General features: G+C 45.3%; 19 protein-coding genes. 7 read left to right on the forward strand and 12 right to left on the reverse strand.

Annotated elements, in window-relative coordinates; genetic code table 11:
• Positions 1–12 precede the first annotated feature (12 nt).
• Positions 13–1146 carry a nucleotidyl transferase AbiEii/AbiGii toxin family protein gene (locus tag QUB12_RS13940; RefSeq protein ID WP_333307171.1) on the forward strand — a complete coding sequence of 378 codons (1134 nt, stop codon included), beginning with the start codon at positions 13–15 and terminating at the stop codon, positions 1144–1146.
• A gap of 191 nt (positions 1147–1337) precedes the next feature.
• Here QUB12_RS13940 and QUB12_RS13945 read toward each other — a convergent pair whose 3' ends face one another.
• A complete protein-coding gene (locus tag QUB12_RS13945) occupies positions 1338–1652 on the reverse strand; it encodes a hypothetical protein (RefSeq protein ID WP_333204816.1) in 315 nt (104 codons plus the stop codon).
• A gap of 434 nt (positions 1653–2086) precedes the next feature.
• Between QUB12_RS13945 and QUB12_RS13950 the strand changes: the two genes are divergently transcribed.
• Positions 2087–2737 carry a Uma2 family endonuclease gene (locus QUB12_RS13950; RefSeq protein WP_333307173.1) on the forward strand — a complete coding sequence of 217 codons (651 nt, stop codon included), beginning with the start codon at positions 2087–2089 and terminating at the stop codon, positions 2735–2737.
• 22 nt (positions 2738–2759) lie between these two features.
• Here the strand turns inward: QUB12_RS13950 and QUB12_RS13955 are convergent, their stop codons facing one another.
• Complete coding sequence (locus tag QUB12_RS13955) at positions 2760–3704, reverse strand: glutathione S-transferase family protein (RefSeq protein WP_333307191.1); 945 nt, start codon at positions 3702–3704, stop codon at positions 2760–2762.
• Positions 3705–3952: 248 nt separating this feature from the next.
• Between QUB12_RS13955 and QUB12_RS13960 the strand changes: the two genes are divergently transcribed.
• The gene (locus tag QUB12_RS13960) at positions 3953–4177 is read left to right on the forward strand and encodes an addiction module protein (RefSeq protein ID WP_333143700.1); all 225 of its coding nucleotides are present in this window, start codon (positions 3953–3955) and stop codon (positions 4175–4177) included.
• A gap of 3 nt (positions 4178–4180) precedes the next feature.
• Positions 4181–4477 (forward strand): type II toxin-antitoxin system RelE/ParE family toxin, encoded by a 297-nt coding sequence (locus QUB12_RS13965; RefSeq protein WP_172187606.1) that lies wholly within the window; start codon positions 4181–4183, stop codon positions 4475–4477.
• A 62-nt stretch (positions 4478–4539) separates the two neighbouring features.
• Here QUB12_RS13965 and QUB12_RS13970 read toward each other — a convergent pair whose 3' ends face one another.
• Positions 4540–5439, reverse strand: coding sequence for a hypothetical protein (locus QUB12_RS13970; RefSeq protein ID WP_333307175.1), 900 nt, complete (start codon positions 5437–5439; stop codon positions 4540–4542).
• 330 nt (positions 5440–5769) lie between these two features.
• Here QUB12_RS13970 and QUB12_RS13975 point away from each other — a divergent pair, with 330 nt between their 5' ends.
• Positions 5770–6705 carry a class I SAM-dependent methyltransferase gene (locus tag QUB12_RS13975; RefSeq protein WP_333307177.1) on the forward strand — a complete coding sequence of 312 codons (936 nt, stop codon included), beginning with the start codon at positions 5770–5772 and terminating at the stop codon, positions 6703–6705.
• A 303-nt stretch (positions 6706–7008) separates the two neighbouring features.
• Positions 7009–7332, forward strand: coding sequence for a hypothetical protein (locus QUB12_RS13980; protein ID WP_333307179.1), 324 nt, complete (start codon positions 7009–7011; stop codon positions 7330–7332).
• A gap of 155 nt (positions 7333–7487) precedes the next feature.
• On the opposite strand, the gene QUB12_RS13985 is transcribed toward QUB12_RS13980, so the two are convergent.
• On the reverse strand, positions 7488–8840 hold the full coding sequence (locus QUB12_RS13985; RefSeq protein WP_333307181.1) for a cytochrome P450: 1353 nt from the start codon (positions 8838–8840) through the stop codon (positions 7488–7490).
• A 598-nt stretch (positions 8841–9438) separates the two neighbouring features.
• Here QUB12_RS13985 and QUB12_RS13990 point away from each other — a divergent pair.
• Positions 9439–9663, forward strand: a complete 225-nt coding sequence (locus tag QUB12_RS13990) for a DUF433 domain-containing protein (RefSeq protein WP_333107702.1) — start codon at positions 9439–9441, stop codon at positions 9661–9663.
• A 316-nt stretch (positions 9664–9979) separates the two neighbouring features.
• On the opposite strand, the gene QUB12_RS13995 is transcribed toward QUB12_RS13990, so the two are convergent.
• From QUB12_RS13995 to QUB12_RS14030, 8 genes are all read right to left on the reverse strand, one after another.
• A complete protein-coding gene (locus QUB12_RS13995; protein WP_333307183.1) occupies positions 9980–10912 on the reverse strand; it encodes a methylated-DNA--[protein]-cysteine S-methyltransferase in 933 nt (310 codons plus the stop codon).
• A 348-nt stretch (positions 10913–11260) separates the two neighbouring features.
• Entirely contained in the window at positions 11261–11767 is a 507-nt protein-coding gene (locus QUB12_RS14000) for a MogA/MoaB family molybdenum cofactor biosynthesis protein (RefSeq protein WP_333107700.1), read from the reverse strand.
• A 307-nt stretch (positions 11768–12074) separates the two neighbouring features.
• Positions 12075–12410: a photosystem II reaction center protein Psb28 gene (gene psb28 / locus QUB12_RS14005; protein ID WP_333143690.1), complete on the reverse strand. Its 336-nt coding sequence runs from the start codon at positions 12408–12410 to the stop codon at positions 12075–12077.
• A gap of 337 nt (positions 12411–12747) precedes the next feature.
• Positions 12748–14208, reverse strand: a complete 1461-nt coding sequence (locus tag QUB12_RS14010) for a DUF1565 domain-containing protein (RefSeq protein WP_333307185.1) — start codon at positions 14206–14208, stop codon at positions 12748–12750.
• A 453-nt stretch (positions 14209–14661) separates the two neighbouring features.
• Complete coding sequence (locus QUB12_RS14015; protein WP_333307187.1) at positions 14662–15258, reverse strand: Uma2 family endonuclease; 597 nt, start codon at positions 15256–15258, stop codon at positions 14662–14664.
• Positions 15259–15412: 154 nt separating this feature from the next.
• Entirely contained in the window at positions 15413–17152 is a 1740-nt protein-coding gene (locus tag QUB12_RS14020) for a hypothetical protein (RefSeq protein WP_333307189.1), read from the reverse strand.
• 159 nt (positions 17153–17311) lie between these two features.
• Positions 17312–18292, reverse strand: a complete 981-nt coding sequence (locus QUB12_RS14025) for an SMP-30/gluconolactonase/LRE family protein (protein WP_333143685.1) — start codon at positions 18290–18292, stop codon at positions 17312–17314.
• Positions 18293–18685: 393 nt separating this feature from the next.
• Complete coding sequence (locus tag QUB12_RS14030; protein ID WP_333143684.1) at positions 18686–20410, reverse strand: zinc metalloprotease HtpX; 1725 nt, start codon at positions 20408–20410, stop codon at positions 18686–18688.
• Positions 20411–20447 lie beyond the last annotated feature (37 nt).

The raw sequence follows: 20447 nt of genomic DNA on the forward strand, positions 1-20447 counted from the left end.
GAGACGGTCGGTGTGAGCTTAATTTGTCACCAATCGGCAGAGCCTGGTAACGCATATCCAGAGGCTCTGCCTCGCTTTGCCCGCAAGCAGATGAACCATCAAGAAATAGCAACCGGGTTGACAATTCCCGCCGAACTCCCATTCCTTCAAGCTATCTGCTGGCAAATTGCTGATGTAAAAAAATTGAGTTTCAAGGAAATGCTATGCCGCTACGAATCTGGCTGGCATTATTGGGGAGTTTTGGGAACACCTAGCTTTGAGGAACTGGCTTTTATTCAACAAATCAGCCAACACTATCAGTCTTGGTTAATAGCAGAACTGGGAAGCAGTTTTCCGCCAAAAGCTCCAGAAAATTGGGTAAGTTCTCAAGCAATGTTTAAACGCGAAATCCATCAAAAGATATTAACTGTACTCAGCCACTTGAATGTCGAATTTCTACAGGAATGTCGGGCGTATTTTGGGGGCGGAACGTTGGTAAGTATGGAACACGGAGAATATCGGTTGAGCCAGGATATTGACTTTATGTGTCCGAGGGATGATGGCTACCCTCTCCTGCGCCGCAAAGTTGCCGAAGGAGGCTATGATGCGATTTTTGCTAGTCGCGATTCCCTTGGGGATAGCTTCGCTTCACGCATTGTAATTCCGAACGATATTCAAGCCAACCAGTATGGCATAAGATTTCCTGTTATTGTTGACGGCACTACTATTAAATTCGAGATGGTTTGTGAAGGGCGAATTGAGTTTGGCGAACCCAATTATCCAAATTGGTCGCCTGTTCCTTGTTTGAATCAAATTGATAGTATAGCAGAAAAGTTGTTGGCAAATGCCGATCGACAGCCGAGCGATCGGGTAAATTCTAGAGATTTAATCGACTTGGCTATGCAAAGGTTAGCGACTCCGATTCCCCAAAGGGCGATCGACAAAGCGGAAGCAGCTTATCAAGTTATGGAACCGCTCGATCGAGCGATTCAGTATTTCCAAGATCGTCCCGATTATCGGGAAAAATGCTATGAGGTTTTGAGTATTGCAGAGCCCAATAAAGTTATTGACGGTATCGATTTACTAGCTCAGGATTTAGGCGGGGAAATAACAGTCAGGACATTTACCGAGACTATTTCCTCGTTCCCAAGTAAGCTTGAAGATTAGATGCTTAGATGCTAGATTTGGTATTGCTCTCCTCGTTAACAGGCTCTGCCTGGTAACGCATTTCCCGAGGCTCTGCCTCGCTCTTTTCCCTTCTTTTTCCCCTCGTTCCCCTCCTTCCCCTCGTTACCAGGCTCTGCCTGGTAACGCATATCCAGAGGCTCTGCCTCGTTCCTTCAAACAAATCATCCGACTCAAAAATCAATCAAATCAACTGGCAACAATCCATCCTGACCCATATAATTTCGATAACTAGAATATCTCCAACAAGCCGGATCGTCAACATAGCCGCGCCTAACAGGATTATTGTGGATATACTCCAATTTTTGCAACAGCATTGCCTCATCCAAAATAGCTTGCGGGTGGAACCCTTCTTGCCATAGCTGATATTTTTGGTCTTTTTTGTGTAGCTTTTTATAGAATGCGAGTTGATCGAGGATGTTGGTAACTTGATTTTTTTCAAGCAAGTCAATTATGGAGCGAGCTGTAAATGATTTAAAATTTCTCATTTGCGTTGACAATTCAGAAGAAGTTACGATTAAGTGCAAGTGATTTTCCACGTTTCACGTAACCGTGTAAGGCTAAACGCTTCTCCCGTTGCATAAAACTTAAGGAATCTAAGACTATTTGTGCTATTTCTGCTTGACAGAATACAGGAATCCAGTTGATAATTGTACAGGTGACAAAGTGCGGTTGGTTGTCGGAATATATTACTTTGTATCTACTTCTTCCCATTGGGGCTATTGAGGGTTGGTGGGTGGGTTAGGGCGAGGCGGAGCCTCTGGATATGCGTTACCAGGCAGAGCCTGGTAACGAGGTAAAGAGGGATTTTTGCATCCTCATCGAGATTTTGCTAAGAAACCCGGTTTCTGACTCCCCCGGTTTCTGTTCCTCAAATATTTCATGTTATCATAAAATCACTTGAGAGCCGAAGGGAATGACAATGCAAACCCAAGAAAAACCAGCAATCGAAAAGCAACCCCAAACCGAAAAACGCTACTATACACCAGAGGAATATCTCGCATTAGAAGAAAGTGCGATCGACAAAAGTGAATATCACGATGGGGAGATAGTACCAATGACAGGCGGAACAACCAACCACAACAAACTCGCACTGAATTTTTGTCGCAAATTCCCCTTGACTGTGAATGGTCAAGATTACGAGACATTTATCAATGATGTGCGCCTGTGGATACCCCAAACTCGCCGCTACGTCTATCCCGATATCATCGTCATTCAAGGAGAACCAGTCTATCAAGGAAGTAACAAAACAATTGTCACAAATCCTCTGCTAATCGTCGAGGTTTTATCCAATTCAACCAAAGACTACGATCGCGGTGGTAAATTTCTCGCCTATCGATCAATCTCGGAATTTCGAGAATACATTTTAATTGACCAATACAGCTATCACATTGAACAATTTGCTAAAAATTCTAATGGCAAATGGGTATTAACAGAATATGATTCAGACGAATCTGTATTAACCCTAGAATCCGTAGAATTTCAAATGCCGCTGAGAGAGATTTACGAACGAATTAATTTTGAAGTTGAAGACGAAGAAGTAAACCAGCCAACAAGTGACATTCAAGAATAAGATCGAGTCCGCGCCAACTTGTTCAAACACCGGGTTTGTGTGGGACTTTTTCTCGATCGTGAGTTTTGAGCAAACTCGCCGGATCGGGCCCAGCGGGGATAATGCAGCCGGGATTCAGCGGGAACAAATTGCCGTAATAATCGCGCTTCACAGCCTCCAAATCGCAAGTGCCCGCAACTCCCGGTAACTGGTACAAATCGCGCAGATAAGCTCCCAAATGCTCGTAATCTTCAATGCGGCGCAGATTGCATTTGAATAAGCTGTAGTAAACTGCATCAAAACGGAATAGAGTAGTAAAAAGCCGCACGTCTGCTAAAGTCACCCGATCGCCACAAAGGTAACGACTCCTCAACAGCGCTCGATCGATCTCGTCTAACACAGCAAACAATTCACTACAAGCCGAGTCATAAGCAGCTTGAGATTGCGCGAAACCGCAGCGATAAACGCCGTTATTCACCGATTGGTAAATCTTCTCATTCCACTCGTCTATTTGCGATCGCAAATCCAGAGGATAAAGATCCATTTGAGGATTGCCAGCAAACTCGTTAAACTCCGAGTTTAGCATCACAATAATTTCCGAACTCTCGTTATTGACGATCGTCTTTGTCGAATCATCCCACAGCACCGGCACCGTACACCGCCCCTGATAGCCCGGTAAAGCCAACTGGTAAAGTTCCGGCATCGTGTTGCAGCCAAAAGTCTCCGACTCCATCACCCACATCCCCCCTTCCGAGGGATAGACAATAGAAACGGATATCGCATCTTCCAGCCCTTTGAGCGCCCTCGTCACCAGAGTGCGGTGCGCCCAAGGGCATCCCGTACCCACGAAGAGGCGATACCGTCCCGCAGCGGGCCCGTGAGGGTTGTCTGGTGCAGTGCTGACAAAGTTGCGGAAACTGCTGCTGGGGCGAATGTATGCTCCCGTGCGATCGGGCGGCGCTAGTTTTGACATCATTAATTGCCACATTGATGTCCAGACAAATTTGCCTAGTTTGACTGTTACGGATGAAGGAAGCGATTTGTTTTTCACAATGCGATTAAAAGAGGTTTGCTAAACATAATCTGCTTATTTTAACTTACTTTGCGATCGAGGGTTTCTTAGTCCGCGCAGGCGGACTTGGTTTGTGTAGTAGCGATTTCAATCGCCGAATCCCTCTTCACAATTTGTTTTAAGTTATAATAATCTACTAAGTCCTTGGCGCTTAACTTAAATTTATGGATTTCACAGGCACATTAAATCAGATCGTCGCCCTCAGCGTTCAAGATCGGATTCGTCTTGTACAAGCAATCTTAGACAGTATAGCGGCAGAACAGGTTCACCCAGACCTCACAGACTTTCAAAAGCAGGAACTCGATCGCCGAATTGATGATTCTGAAGCAAATCCTGATAATGTGCTGACTTGGGAAGAAGTTAAAGCTTCAGTCAAAGCACGAAAATAAACTATGAATTATGCGTTAGTATTCCGTCCAGAAGTTCGTGAAGAAGTTGATGAAGCATACACTTGGTATGAAAGTCAGCAACTAGGACTTGGTGACGAGTTTTTAGACTGTATTGACGAAATGCTCGATCGAATTTGCCAGATGCCGGAGTCATATCCAGTTGTCTATCGCGATGTTCGGCGATCCGTGGTGCGTCGCTTTCCCTATGCTGTGTATTATCGCATTGTATCAAGCCGAGTGATAGTGACCGCCATTTTTCACGGCCGCAGAGACTCAACAGCATGGCAAACGCGAACCTAACAAGTTCCCTCGTTACCATGCTCTGCCTTCCTCTGTTCCCTCACCTGGGAACGACTTTTCTACTATCTATCCGAGGCTATTTCGCCATAAGCTCGATCGATCAATCGGCGAGCAACGGTTTGAATTCCCGTGTGTTCGTAATAATTGGTAGTCATGTCTAAAAACGCCGCCACATAATCCAATTTGTCATCGGTAACATCAACGTATTGCTTGAGATTGCCTAAAACTATAGCGGGAGTTAAGCCGCGAGACTGTACTAAATTGTTCATCCAACCTTGGGCTGAGGCGAAAGTTGTGGTCACGAATCCAAATTTTGCTGCATTATTTGCGCCGGGAATTAGGTTGCTGATATTTTGGAATGTTGAGTTTTGCTGCAAGGTTGAAGGATTCAATCCGCCTATAGTATTTTGTGCTACTCTAATGAAGTCCGGGCCAAGGGGAATTAAACCGTCAGCACAAACTAAAGCAGCCATCCGCATCAGAGCTTCGCCTTTGTAATGAGATAAATAATTACCAAAGCTTCCCACATTGTTAAGGGAAATATTGTTAAGTTTGCAGAAGGCAATTAGCTCGATCGCCACTTTGACGCACAAGTCGATCGTTTGAGTTGTGTCAGCTTTGGGAGTGAGGCGGTTGAGAAAGGAAAGAAAGCCGATGTTTTCGCCGATTTTATTCGCCATAGCCGTTGCACCTAACGCACTGTCGGCGCTGTCTGCTAACTGGTAAAGCCTGACTACGCCTTGATATGGCTCGTTGGGGTTAGCGTAAAGCTCGATCGCGCGATCGCGAATTTTCTCAACTAATTTGCGCTTTGTTTCCCCTGTCACCGCTTCAATAGTATTATCAAAACCCGTGAGATTGTTCCACTCCCCCGGAACCACAAAATCGAGGGATTTGAGCATCATCACAGTGACGCCACCCGACGGCAAATTGTCAACCAATTCCACAATAGATTTGCTCATCACAAACTCCTGAATAGCCCGATTTAAAGTGTTCTTCCAATTACTCCAACTTCGGGAAATCCGATTCCAGATTCCAGATAAATTTCCCAGAACTAAGTAGGTAAGCACAAATAAATATTACACGACAATATCCAGTTTTGCAATCCTCTGAGCTTTTCTCTCTTCTCTAACTCTGCGTTCTCTGTGCCCTCTGCGGTTCATAAAAAAAAGTCTTTACCACAAAACATTTGCATTTCACTCGCCCGCACAAAGTTAAGTTTCATTATATTGACAACTCAAAATCCTCGCACTGTGTTACAATAATTGGCGCCAAATAGAAAAACATAAAACATGACGGTTGCAGTTAAAAAAACTCCGGGATTAGCCTCGCGTTTAGTAAATGGCGTACTCTCCATCAAGCCTTTGGCTAATCTAGCCAAGCACCAAGCGCGGGAAATGATGATAAAAAGAGGAGAAAAAATCGGAGTGCATTGGCGACAAGAATCGCAAGCACTTTTGTCCCGGAATTGGGATGCAGAATTGCTCAGCGTCCAAAATCCCGATCTTGTTTACCCGAAATATTATCTAACTTCATTCCACGCTTATGAAAAAGGTAATATGAGTTGGGAAGCTGCTACAGAAGTTGAAGTTGCAGCCCGTACAGTTCACGCCACAATTTGGCCGGAAGCGGGTGCAGAAGGCGATGCTAAACTCCGCGCCAGCTATCACGAAGTCATCAAATCGCAGATTGTTTCTTCACCGCAAGATATTGTGGATTTGGGATGCAGTGTGGGATTGAGTACGTTTGCTCTTGGGGAGGTTTACCCGGAAGCGAAGATGACTGGGGTAGAGTTGTCGCCTTATTTCTTAGCCGTTGCTAAATACCGTTCTCAACAGCGAGAATCCCAATCTTTAAATCAAAAATCTCCGACTTGGGTTCACGCTGCTGCTGAATCTACTGGTTTGCCTGCGGCGGCTTTTGATTTAGTTTCTATTTGTTTAGTTTGTCACGAATTGCCGCAGAAAGCTACTAAAGAAATATTCCGGGAAGCGAGGCGTTTGCTGCGTGTTGGCGGACATTTGACAATTATGGATATGAATCCTCAGTCGGAAGTTTATGCCAAAATGCCTCCTTATATTTTGACTTTGCTCAAGAGTACGGAGCCTTATTTGGATCAGTATTTTGGGTTGGATATTGAGCAAGCTTTGGTAGATTCCGGTTTTGCACAGCCGACAATCACTTGCAATACAGTCCGACACCGGACTATTGTTGCTAAGGCAATATAGCGGTTTTCAGTAGAGTGAAGTACAGATATCGGGTAGGACACGGCACTGCCGTGTCTAAAGCTGTATTTATTTAATTCGATTGAAAACTGCTATAAATAGTAAAGTTGCATCGATATTATTCAATCCTTGGGGCGGTGCGTGAGTGTAAATAGTCTAATCTGTGGATTTAAAAATTTCTGCGATCGCGCCCCCTACTGATAAATAATTCCGATGCTACCGGATTTGATATTAGACAGCCGTAGAAGCTATTCACAGCGCCATTTGTTAGACATTTTGATAGAACCCTAAAAGAAGGACATCTTCATGAACCCGACAGCCCCCTCTCAAAACGTCATCGATTGTTTGCAGGTTATCTTGGATGCCACTGCATCGAAGAATTACGAGCTTTTTACTACAGTCGGTGATGCAGGCTACAAAGCGAGCATTACACAACAAATGTTTGACGATGTTAGCGAGCAGCTCGCTTCACGCCTGCAAAAGGGATACTCATTTAATTATTTTGGTGAGATAAAACAAGGTAATTGTCCGATTTATTTGTGGAAGCTGAGTTTTGAAGATGGTGGAGATGAATTTGTGGCACACATGACTATGAATGGAGACAAAGTTGCTGGGATTTTCATCGAATAACATATCTTGCTTGATATCAAATCCGTTAGCATCGGAATAGTAAATTCCAGTTCACTGTTCACTGTTGACTGTTCACTGTCAACCGTCAACCGTCAACCGTCAACATCATGTATGAGTGTAACCGGAAATGATATGACAGGGTGTTTCACTCTCATCTAACGCCGATCGCCCACAACCGTTAATCGAAACCGATCGGGCGGCACAAAGGTGATTCCCCGGCGCACCGGACGAATTGGCCGATCGAGATTCGATACAAACTCACGGGAAGACAGCACCGTTGCTAAAACCAGCTTCATTTCAAACATCGATAACGCCATCCCGATGCAGCTTCGACTCCCGCCTCCAAACGGTAAAAATTCAGAGGCGGAAAACTTGCGCTCTAAAAAGCGATCGGGATTGAACCGGGCGGGATTTTCGTAGGTTTCAGGCCGACGGTGGGCCAAATAGACACAGGGGATTAAAATCGTTCCCGGTTGATATGTATAGCCTTCGAGTTCGATCGTCCGTTTCACCTTGCGCGGCTGCGAAATTAAGGCAATTGGATAAACCCGCAGCGCTTCTTTGCAGACTGCTGTTAAGTAGGGCGACTGCGAAAGTGCGATCGGATCGGGATTCTCGCCCAATTCATCCAATTCCTTCCGCAACCTAGCAAGGCATTCGGGAAACTGATGCAGCCAGTAAAACGCCCAAGTCAACGCCGATCCAGTCGTTTCATGTCCCAACAACAACAGCGTCATCAACTGATCGCGCAATTCTCGATCGCCGAGGGATTCGCCGGTGTCGTCGCGGGCCATCATCAACACCGACAGAATATCCGTGCGAGACGAATCGAGAGAATGCGATCGCCTCTCGGCAATTTCCGCATAAATCAGCGAGTCAATCTCCGCCATCTGCTGCAAAAACTGCCCCCACGGACTCCAAGGCCCCAAATTTTGTTGCAACGGTTCAAAGAAAAATTGTAGGGAGTACAGCTCAGAGGTGATCGCCTCTAAAAGCTTGCTGAGCAATTGTTTCAGGCGTTCGTAGCGCTCTCCCGGCACTAATCCAAACACGACTTGCAAGATTACTTCCAGCGAAATTTCTAACATTTCTTCGCGGACTGCGATCGCATCTGGGGCTTTCCAGTCGATCGTGTGCTTTTGCGTCAAATCAACCATCAAATGCCCTTGACTGTGCAACTGTTCCCGATGCAGCGCGGGCATTAATAGCTGTCGCTGTCGCAGATGTCGCGACCCTTCATTCATTATTATGGATTCATTTCCGACCAGGGGGCGAAATACGTTGGTCACTTTGCCAAACTCAAAGGCATCGGCTAACGTCGTAAACACCGCCTGAATCGCTTCTGGACTGCCCAGAAACACCACGGGGGGGGAAGCGGGCCCCAACACGCGGGCGGTAAATGTATCGCCGTATTTGGCCGAGTAGCGATCGAAAAATGCGATCGGGTCAGCTACCAGCGAAAGCGTTTGGAACAAAGCAGGAGAACGAGATCCGGTAGGCAGCGTCATTCGATTTTAGATTTTAGATTTTAGATTTTGGATTGACTTGCGCGAGATAAATTCGGGGGCGTGAGGATTTTAGATTTTAGATTTTGGATTGATTCCACGGATAAATCACGTGGCGGGTACCACCTTTGAAATTCTTGGTCATTGAAAAACTGGCGATACAGCAATATTTCTAGTGTATTATCGATCGACCTTGCACCCTGAAATTTATCTGCGATCGATTGCGAAGGCAAGTAGCAAAAATAGTAATGCTATCGAGATCGATCGCAGATTGTATGGCTAGCTTCCCAGCCTAAACTGCTAAAAGTTGTAGTTTTAGATAAAATGGATGCTAGCGATCGTGTGTTTGGCTTTCTGCTCACGAAAATCAAATGACCGAAAGCATCCAGGATACAAGCCCCCGGATTCATTCCGAAAGCAGACTCAGGACCGGGGAAATAAAAAACCTGTATCCGATGAAACTTGCCCCCCGAATTTATCCGTGGGGTCAATGCTTCTATTCTAAAATCTAAAATCTAAAATCTAAAATCTAAAATCTAAAATCGATTGACTTTGGGATACAATTGTTGTAAAAGCTGGTAGCCAGTTGGCTGAATTTGTTATGACATTAACATCCCGTGTTGTTCATAGCGACCCCGATATTCTGGGGGGAACCCCTGTTTTTGTTGGGACTCGTGTACCAATGAGAACCCTACTTGATTATCTTGAGGCTGGTGATTCATTAGAGGTATTTCTAGACCATTTCCCTAGTGTCAGTTGGGAACAGACAATTGCAGCTCTTGAATTAGCCAAGGAGATGCTGACAGCCTATGCGAATCCTGCTTGATGAATGTGCCCCACTACCTTTAAAACGGGAACTTGCTGATTACGAGGTACGCACAGTTGTTGAAATGGGATGGTCAATCGATTTTAGATTTTAGATTTTAGATTTTAGATTAAAGAATTGAAGCATTGACCCCACGGATAAATTCGGGCCCTTGTTTATCGGATACAGGTTTTTTATTTCTGGACGGATGAATCCGGGGGCTTGTATCCTGGATGCTTTCGGTCGGGAAAAAAGAACGGTGATTGAAGTCGGAGGTTCTTAAAAGTTCTCTAGGCGACGCAGCAAAACAACGCCCATGCACCCGATCGCACAGAGGTTATGTGTTGGGATCAGAGGTAGTCTCCGGCGGGTGATTGATACCGTTAGATCGCTCTATTCCTGCGAGGGTGGGTTCGCAGATTGTACGGCTAGCTTCCCAACCTAACATGACTGTTTTACGCTCTACTCCCCAGCCATAGCCACCGATTTCTCCAGATTCTCGAATGACTCGGTGACATGGAATTAGATAGCCGATAGGATTGTTACCGATCGCATTTCCTACAGCTCTAGCAGCAGTTGGGCGTGCTACCATTTGAGCTATAGTCTGATAGGTGGCGATCGCACCAAATGGCAATTGCAAAAGTGCTCGCCAAACTTGAATCTGAAAGTTAGTGCCTTTTACCAAGAGCGTTAGTGGTTTTTGCTCGCTGAGAGTTTCTGAATTGAAAATCAGGTCGCGCAATGATTGAGTGGCTTGCTCATCACGAATGATTTCAGCATTTTTCCAGGTCAATCGCAGTCTTTGTGCAGCGGTTTGTTCGTCTGTTGTATCCAAGAAATAAAGATTACAAATACCACGGGTAGTTGTCGCGATTAGAGATGTGCCAAAGGGGGTATCATGAATGCCATAGCGAATTTGTAAACCTGCTCCGCCTGCTTTGAACTCCCCTGGTGACATTGCTTCCAAGTTCACAAATAAATCGTGTAATCGTCCGGGACTCGATAGTCTCACGTCCAATGTTAGGTCGAGAAGGCTTTTAGTCTGAGTGATTTTTGACTTGGCATATTCAACTGTCAGATATTGCAAAAACCGCTTGGGGCTAATGCCGGCCCATTGAGTAAATAGCCGTTGAAAATGATATTCACTCAGTCCTATGTGTTGGGCCACAGTTGCCAGATTGGGCTGGTTTAGGTGGTGTTGTCGCATAAAGGCGATCGCCCGAGCAATCCGGTGATAATCTTCGCTAGCATAGACACTCGCATTCTGCATCGAAATCATCTAGTCTAAGTCAAGGGAATTTTGATGTTTCCTCACTTTAGCGATAGAGTAGGCTCAAAGCCACCCGTTTCTTGCGGTGAATGCAGCCAGTCAGCCGATTTTAGATTTTAGATTTTAGATTTTAGATTGAAGAGATTGAAGAGATTGAAGAAAGCGACCTCATTGCTAAACCCGGGGGCTTGCGATTTTAGATTTTAGATTTTAGATTGAAGAGATTGAAGAAAGCGACCTCCTATCGTTTCCGGTTGGGTGGGAATGATCGAGTCAAGGTCAATAATTCCACATTCCCCCACGGATCACTCCCCACTCCCCATCATTCCGGTGTTACCGGAATTGATATCACCCTCCGCGCAACTGCGTCACCAAGTGAACTAATTCGGGTAAAATTAGCTTTTCCACAGCTAGTTTCACGCCATTGCTAGATCCAGGAAGAGAAAAGACTAACTTGCCTTTATACACGCCTGCCACTGCCCGAGAGGCGATCGCCCTCGAACCAATTTCTTGATAGCTCAAAAACCGAAATATCTCCCCAAATCCCGGTAAAATCCTGTCAAGCAAACTCTCCATCACATCATAGGTCGTATCTCGGGGAGCGATGCCCGTGCCGCCGTTAAAAATGATTGCATCCACATCTTCACGCTGGGAAAAAGCCTGCATTTGCAATACAATTTTTGCCGCATCATCTTTAACAACAGTGTAAGCTACCACAGAGTGACCCGCATCTTTTAGCAGCTTCTTAGTTAACAAGCCGCTAGTGTCTGTTTCAGCAGAGCGCGTGTCGCTAACAGTAATGATAGCGCAATTTACGGTTATTTTAGATAAGTCGGGGTGAGGAATTTGCGTCATATAACAGATGTTGAAGGAAAAAGCAAGAAGCAAGAAGGAATCAGGAAAAGGGAAAAGGGAAAAGGGAAGAGGGAAGAAGTCATTAGTTAGTTGTGATTTGTTCGTTGTTAGTTATTCATTATCAAATAATTAATAACCAATAATATCAAATCCGTTAGCATCGGAATAGTAAATTAGAGTTCACTGTTGACGGTTGACTGTTCACGGCGTCAACAGTCAACCGTCAACAGTCAACATCATTCCGGTGTTACCGGAAATGATATAACCAATGCCTTATACCCCATGCCCCATGCCCTATTCCCATCAATTATGCCTTGCTAAATCCTAAGCCGTTTGATTCCGAGTAGCGTTCCATGAAACGCATAAATCGATCCCATTCTTCGGGACTTCTCATTAGATAAAGAGCTTCCAAACCAGCAGGCTGACCGTTGATGAACTTAGCCTTAACCTCGCGAGTGAGGAGTTCGCCTTCGTCGTCGATCATGTACATTCCAGTAATGTCTTCGGTACTGGTGCTGCTGAGAGCTTTGGGATTTTCAAAGATAAACGTGGCAGTGCCTTGAGCTCCCGTTTTAGAACGGGTTAGGCGCACTTCGGGTACAGCATCTTCGTCTATACCCCGAGAGAATTGAATTTTAGCCATAATCTGACAGTGGAACCTTAAGGATTGCTTAATTTCTTAATGTTTAATCATAAAACGATTCGGGTACTCGCAAATCAAGACTTGGGAGAGTGGGAGTGGCCGAGAGTTGGCGAGAGTGGGTGAGAGTGGGAAATCGGAGACAAGGGAGAGGGGAGATGGGTTGGTTCTTCTGAGATATTGCACCATTCTCAATAATCCTTTCAGGGCGGGCAGGATGCCCACCCCACAAGAAAATCTACTCTTTGTGGAACAGGCCGGAAAGCCTGTTGAGCGAGAATGGTGCAAGATGTGAGTTCTTTGTACCCCAAGTTATCCTCTCCCTTCTCTCCCAATTCCCTTAGACGATGTAAGGAGAGTTAATTGGCTCGGCCCGCTTTGTGGCTACCAGAGTTTGGTAGATGAGGGCGGATATCTCGCCGCGGGTGATGTCGTGGGCGGGGGAAAGCTTTTCGCGCGCGGGATAGTTGACCACGAGTTTGCGCTCTGTGGCGGTTGCTATCTCGTCGGTGGCAAAACTGGGAATCTGAGATCGATCGACATAAACGCTCAAAGAATTGGGGTTGCCGCCGCCCAACTGCAAGCCGTTTACCAAAGATACGATCGCCTGAACTCTAGTCAAATTCTGTTCCGGGCGAAACGTGCTGTCTGGATATCCAGCCAAAAAGCCAGCTCGATTGGCTTGGTCGATCGCTCCCTTGGCCCAAAAATCCGCCGCCACATCCTTAAAAACCGTCGCCTCACGGCGCGGCACCAATTCAAACGCCTTCGCCAACATAGCCGCATACTGAGCTCTAGTTACAATCTCGTAAGGTTGAAAAGTGCCGTTGGGAAACCCGCTAACAATATTCATCTTTGTCAAGCGATCGATAAAATCCTTAGCCCAATGCGTGTTGGTGTCGCTGAACTGTAGCCCGCCAGGAGTCGGAGTTGCCGTCACATTGCCCAAATCAAATAAACCTTTCATCCGCGAAGAATTGAGCTGATTTCCCACCGCAGAAATCTTAACCCCAGTCGCGTTTTGCAAGTCTAATTCACCGTTATTCTGAAAAATATTGCCGCCCAAATCTTGAGCAGTACCAATATCTGGCAGCGACTTCCCCACCGCAGTCAAACCGTCTTCCGTATTTTTTTCGATGCGATTTTTGCGTAAAATCGGCTTAGATTCCCCTGCTAAAACTATACCGGAGCGATTTTCCAAAATTTGGTTATCAGCAATCAAAGGAGCCGACTGAGCTTGCAGAGAGATGCCGAAACCCGTCTTTTGAAAAATATTGCGCCGTATTTCTCCCTTAGCAGTTCCCGCCATAATTACGCCAGCGGCTGAGTTTTCCACAAATATGTTGTCGAGAATCGCAGGATTAGCAGTGCCCGTGGCAAACACGCCTTCGCCCTTGCAAAGCGTGAAAGTGCAGTTAGCCACAGTCTGAGAAGTTGACTCAATCCAGACTCCCGTGCCGCGACTATCAAGATTAGTGACAGTTACTCCGCGCAATTGGGAATTAGTTGCTAGTAGTATGGTGATATTTTGGCTTGCAGCGGTGGGACTGACAAATTTGCCGCTTCCTTGAATTAGAGTGCCGGTACCTTTGTTAGTTTCATTGCCAATAACTTTTACTCCCGATGGAATTTCCAAGGGGAATTTTTCGCCGCTAGCAGCGCTGTAAGTTCCCGGTGATAACTGAATCGTAGTTCCCGACGCAGCGCGGGCGATCGCGCGGGCTATAGTTTTGAATGGGGCTGATTGGCTGCCGACTGCGGAATCCCTGCCTGTTTGCGGGTTGACGTAAAGTGTTGTCATGTTTTTGTTAAAGAGATAATTGGCGATCGAGCTTTTGTGCAATTTTCATTGTCTGCGAACTTGACCCCGGATCTATATTCACCTTTGATTGCGGAGATTATTTAATTGCACGATATCCGCAACATCACCCATCAGGAGTGGCAACCGCAAGGGGATTGCCCCTACAAAAGACTGTATTTCTCGTTCCCACCAACAGCAGAACCAGACTTATTTAAAAAGTCCGGCATCTGGGGATTCTCTTTTTTCCAGATGTTGCCAAAACCACTAAAATTTCGATCGCCTCCACCGGAAAATCGAACGTTTTGCTGTCATATTATGTCCGGTAGATTCCCTCCGCTTCGCTTCGCCCAAAATCAGGTAGGGGCTGGTAAACCTGCCAATATCTGCCAATAATTGACAATCTCAAAAACCCGCCCCGGCTGGGATATTATGGTCAATCGATCGGACATGATATCATGTACGATCGAGCGAGATTCCCTTGCCAAAAACCTTAACCGCTTCAGCCAAATCAGTTTCACCCATTAAAATGCAGCGTCTTAGCAAATCGATATCCAGCGTTTCCAATCCTGACAGTTGACTCTGAATTACTTGCTCGTAGCCATCTTCCCGGAGATGATACAGTCGCAGCGTGCCATCTTCCCAAAACCAGATTTCAGGCACGCCCAAAGCTCGATATTTTGGCAACTTGCTCAGTCCACCGCTAGTATAAACTACCTCGATCGACAAATCGGGAATCAACTTAGGTTCTCCCAAACAAAACGATTTGTCTGCTTGAGTAGAAGCTTCTGGCGTCTTCTCCTGCGTCATTGAACCAGATGGGTAAAACTTAATACCTTGTTGCAGCAGAAAAGTGGTCACTAAGTAACCAATGATTTCCGAAAAATTTTCGTGTTGGAATCCCGGCATCAGAATCTCGATCGCCCCTGCAAAAAAAGACAACTTTATGCCAGGAGAATTTTCCGAAACCTTCTGGATTAACTTGAATTGCTCCCAAGTGCCGTTGAGCACCACTCGCCCATCGAAAGTTTCCCGATCGAGAATTTGTGTCATTGAGCTACACCATTATCTCTTATGGGGATTATAACGCATTGGGCGATCGCTCCTAAAGAATCTCCATACAGCAATTGTAGCTTCAGAATCCGAACAGTTCTTTCTAGTTCCCAGGCTCTTCCTGGTAACGCATATTCCAAAGCTCTGTCTCGCCTTAATTCCCAGTCAATTTCACAATACAAGACGCATCCAAAACCACTACAATTTCATTCTGAAAAACAGCACAGCTTGTCATTGCTGAAGGTAAAGCGGGAATTTTCCCTTGTTTGAGAGAAAGCATCGCCTGCGGTGTAGAATCAAAGTCATCGATCCAGCCGTAGTCCTCTACATAATCAAGAGTCAAAGCATTGCGATCGAGCATCCAAAAATCAACTCCATATTGATTAATAAAATTTTGCAATACAGCTCGATCGGGAGTGTATTGAGCGCGAATTAAATCGTTAACTCGCTGCCGATATTTGCTGTAGTAGCCTTTCTGATACGGCACTGCATATTCCTTTGCCACCAGAACAGAACGCTGACTAAAGGTTGGCAAATTATCAGTCTCTGCCGCGATTGAAGCAATCAAGATATCTTTAGGTTGTTGCTCAAAAAATTTGTACAAACCCGGCATTTTACCTTCTACATACCCGACTGTGGGAAAATTTTCGACCAAGCAGGGATAAAGAACAACGGCGATAGCGATTGTGGCTGTCGTAATTAGTGCAACGATTTTTTTTACATCAAATGTTGTTGCGCTTTTTAATGCCAAATGACCGACTCCATCGATAATTAAAGTTAGGGAAATCGCACTTATAAAAACAATAATAAATCGCAAACTGTATGCCGTATAACGACCCGGTTGATACAGCTTAAAAATGGTAGCGTGAGCCGCAAGAAACATCGCCGAGGATGCTAAAAATAGCTGAAGCAAAAGCCAAATTTGGCGTTGAATCTGATTGGCTAAGGGAAAAGCCGATCGCAAAAACAGCAGTAGCGGAAATAACAATCCGACACAGTGAGTTACAGGTGTAAACAGCGACTTGGGAAACATCCCGCTGCCCCGCCCTGTCAACCAATAATCTTTGGGGTTGGGACGAAAAAAAGCATTTCTGCCGTCTGGTGCAAATTCGCCCATTTGCTTCGCTTCTGCTGCGGTATAAGTTGGGCCAAATTCCGAGTTATCTAAGGCATAGGGCAGCATTACTAAAAAGATTAGTCCTAAACCTGTACTGCAAAATAGGTAATTTGTTCGATCGCCCGACAAGCGCAAACTGCCCTTTTCCCAGCATAGCAGGCGCAAAACTAAAATTCCAGCAGCAACCAAGGCGTAAGGAGGATAGAATAGTCCGATAAGCGCGATCGCCCCTAAACAAGGCAGCAAGGAACTGCGCGACAAATAATATAAAAAAGCCAGAAATATCGGATAGATAAAAGCTCTTGGCGTTGTGGAAGCCAAATCATCGGTCATCCACATATGCTGATTTAACAGCAAAGATGCAATAAATCCAGTCATCGGCACTGGCAGCATTTCTAGGCAAAGACCAAAACAGTAATAAGTGGAGATTAAGCCGAGAAATAGTGGCAATATTTTGTGAAATAATAGCGGTTGAATGCCAATTGTTGCTGCTAATTTGTAGAGCGTGGTGTATCCTGCAGGGGCGACTGATTGAAAGTAATTAGCAATGAAATCGTTGGGGAATAATTCACGATCGACAAACCGCATCATCCAGAAAACGTGCTGTCTGGCATCATCTTGCACGATATACTGCCCGCTGAAGGCTTGCTTGAGTCCTAAAATAGCATAAACTGTGGCAAATGTCAAGCTCAGAGTCAAGCAAAATCTTGTGTGCGATCGCGATGTGCGATCGACTGTAGCAGTCAGAAATTTGTGCAACCGAGCTATTAATACCATTTGAGATTTTAGATTTTAGATGTTAGAATTGGGAATGACTGATTTTGACAAGTAGGATTATATTATGCCAGGTCAATTACCCCTAATAAAAAGTGTTTGCCGTAAGGAATAAAGTCCTCACGACAAACCGCTTTATTTTCAACTTTGCCCTATTTTAGATTATTTTCCAGCCCGCACACCCGCAATTTTAAGGCGAATCCGATACAGACTTGTACTTCCGGTAATATAAAGCGTTTTGCGATCGCTTTCTCCCCAAGCCAAATTAGTCGCCGTCTCAGGCACAGAAATCTTCCCCAAAAGCTTGCCATCCGGCGAAAAAATCCACACTCCCCCCGGCCCGGTGCTGTAAACATTCCCCTCTACATCAACTTTTAAACCGTCGGGTACTCCGCTTTGACTGGCATCTTTTAACTCCGCAAAAAGCTGCTCATTTGTAACAGTTCCGTCTGGTTTTACATCGAAAACGGCAATGTATCCCGATTCCGAATTGTTGACATAAAGTTTTTGCTCGTCTGGTGAAAAAGCGATGCCGTTCGGCAGCACCAAATCCTTAACCAGCAGAGTTAATTTTCCGTCTAGTGCCAGCCTATAAACACCGTAAAAACCCAATTCTTCCTGGTCTTTACTAACACCGTAGGACGGATCGGTAAAATAAATGCTGCCGTCGGATTTAACCACCAAATCGTTCGGGCTGTTGAGCCGCTTGCCCTCGTATCTATCCGCCAATGTGATAACTTTGCCGTCCTTTTCCGTGCGGGATACGCGGCGATTTTCGTGTTCGGCAGTAAGTAAGCGGTTTTCTTTGTCTAAAGTATTCCCGTTGGCTTTTCCCGAAGGGCGGCGAAATACCTCAACTTGCTGATTTGAGCCAAATTTATAGATAATATTGGCGGGAATATCGCTGAACAGCAAAAAGCCGTCTGGATGCCAAATCGGGCCTTCTATAAATTGGAAGTCGCCAGCTAGTTTTTCTAATTTTGCGCTGTCATCGAGAATATCTTGCACGGTGTTTTTTTTCTCTCTGTTTTCCGTTTGGGCCGTCAACTTTGTTAAGTTACCCCTAAGTTTTTTGCTGGGGCTGCTGACAGCTAAACTTAATACTATCAACAACAAACTAATTGTAGCAATTTTGACTGTCATGTTTGCTCATAACTGAATTACTTCCTTCATACTATAAGATTACCTATCTCCTTCTTTACTTCTTCCTTTTTTATTTCTGTGCGACAAGAGCGCTACCGCGCCGCTTCACTAACACGTCGAAAGCGGTTAGTTAACTCACTATTTTGATAAAAAAAAGATAAGTTAGAGCGGTATGAGATTAGATAAAACCGTATGTAATATCATGTCCGGTCGATTAACCTAAATCAGGTAGGGGCGGGTAAACCTGCCAATATCTGCCAATAATTGACCATCTCAAAAACCCGCCCTGCTGGGATATTATGGTCAATCGATCGGACATGATATCACCCAAAAATTAAGCTCGAATTTTCGAGCTTAATTTTATTTAACTTAAAAGGTTTCACCTGTCAACTATTAAGCAGGAAATGAAACAAATAGCGCCGCAATACCGATCGCGATCGCACCGATACCCATGACAAAAGACCAGAAGCGGTGATAACTCTTAACCGTCGTACCGCTATCGCTTTCAAGCTGAATCAAATCCATCCAAGGTGCAACACCCCGGCGGAACCAACCCAATGCGCTAACATCCATCCCAATCAAACTTTTAACCCGTTTCATGCCAAACAGAAAATTACCAATTGGGCCAAAACGAGAAGCATATCGCAGATAAATCATTCCCGTTCTATCTTGCAATTTCAAATCAGAACCAAACGCATAACCCGCATCGCCGCGACCAATTAATTCGCCTTGCAGTTGCGCCGGTTGACCCCGCAAAGGACTTGCGTAAGGGTCAGACATTAAGGTTAAAACATCTAAGTGTTCTGCTTGTTCGTAATTGGGGAACATCACCAAAGTCTTGAGCAAAATTCCCACGCCCAAACCGATTAAAGGACAAGAAATCATCATCATCGGGTTTACAGCATACAGCGCAATGCCGATCGCAAAACCCACCGCTAACCCCAAAGTTTCTGCACTGTACAGCAGTACATCGAACACAAAATTGCCGTACAATTTCCGCTTGCTCAAATCGTTGCCTTCGCCGACAATTCGGCCCATATCAAACTCAATATCCAAGCCTAATTGTTCGGCATAAGTGCTCAAAGCGCGAACTCGTTTACCAGTCAGCGGGTGAGTCGAGTTCAACTCCATCCACCAACCCCACGGATTAAACATATCCCACAAAAACACTCGCCCAATCTTTTCTGGTTCCGAAGAAATCCGGTAAGCAGTCCCAGTAGATGTGGCAGCTTTGGCATCGTAAATGCCTAAAGCGCGAGTTCCTTCTAATAAGCTGCTGGGTTCTGTTGCTCCTTGTCCTTCTTCCAAAATACCGTAAGCAATTTTTACCAAAGCGCGAGACAAAGCATTGGGGTTGCCAGTAGTTTCGGCAGCAAAATGGTCGGCAAAATATTCTCGCGTCCGCGACAAATACAGCAATAAATAAGTGCCAGCGATGTAAAACAAATAAGCAACAGCAGCTACCGTACCGGCCGCATCTTTAGCTTTGCTGCCACCACTTCGACCCATCCTTTGAGCTGTAGTGTAAATTAAATAAGTAATCTGCACCAAAGTCGAAGCTAAGGTCATTACTGCAAAGTCCCAGTGGACGATGTGACCGAGTTCGTGGGCGTAAACAGTCGCAATTTCCTCGTCGTCTAAATAGGTGAAAAGACCTTGACTGACGACTAAGCGAGCGCTGTTGGGAAATGAACCGTAAGTAAAAGCAGTAGGGTTTTGGTCGTCGATAATTCCTAAACGCGGATAAGAGAGTTTTTTCTGCTTGCAAACCTTCTGAATAACTTTAGCTGTTTCGGGACTTAGGCTTTCTATTTCTGCTAGGGAAACCCAGCGAGTATGGTATAGCCAATTTTGGGTTAAGTCCATCAAGTAAGGCGATAGGAAAAAAGCAGCGATGTTGAAAATTAGAGTTATGGGAAGTGCGATCGCCAATCCGGCGACTGGATCGGGGCTGTTGAGAATCAAAACAGAGGCTAAAGATAGCGCTAACACCATACCAAATAGCATGGTAATGGTGACGCCGGAAGCTAAAACAAGATTTCCGCCAGTTTTCTGTATCAGTTTAACGCCGGCTTTGCGCGATCGCCCTGCCTTGCGTAAAGGGGCATGAGATGACATAATAATCTCCAAAGGTTATTGACAAATGGAAATGCTC

It is taken from the genome of Microcoleus sp. B7-D4 (assembly GCF_036705125.1).
Classification (GTDB): domain Bacteria; phylum Cyanobacteriota; class Cyanobacteriia; order Cyanobacteriales; family Microcoleaceae; genus Microcoleus.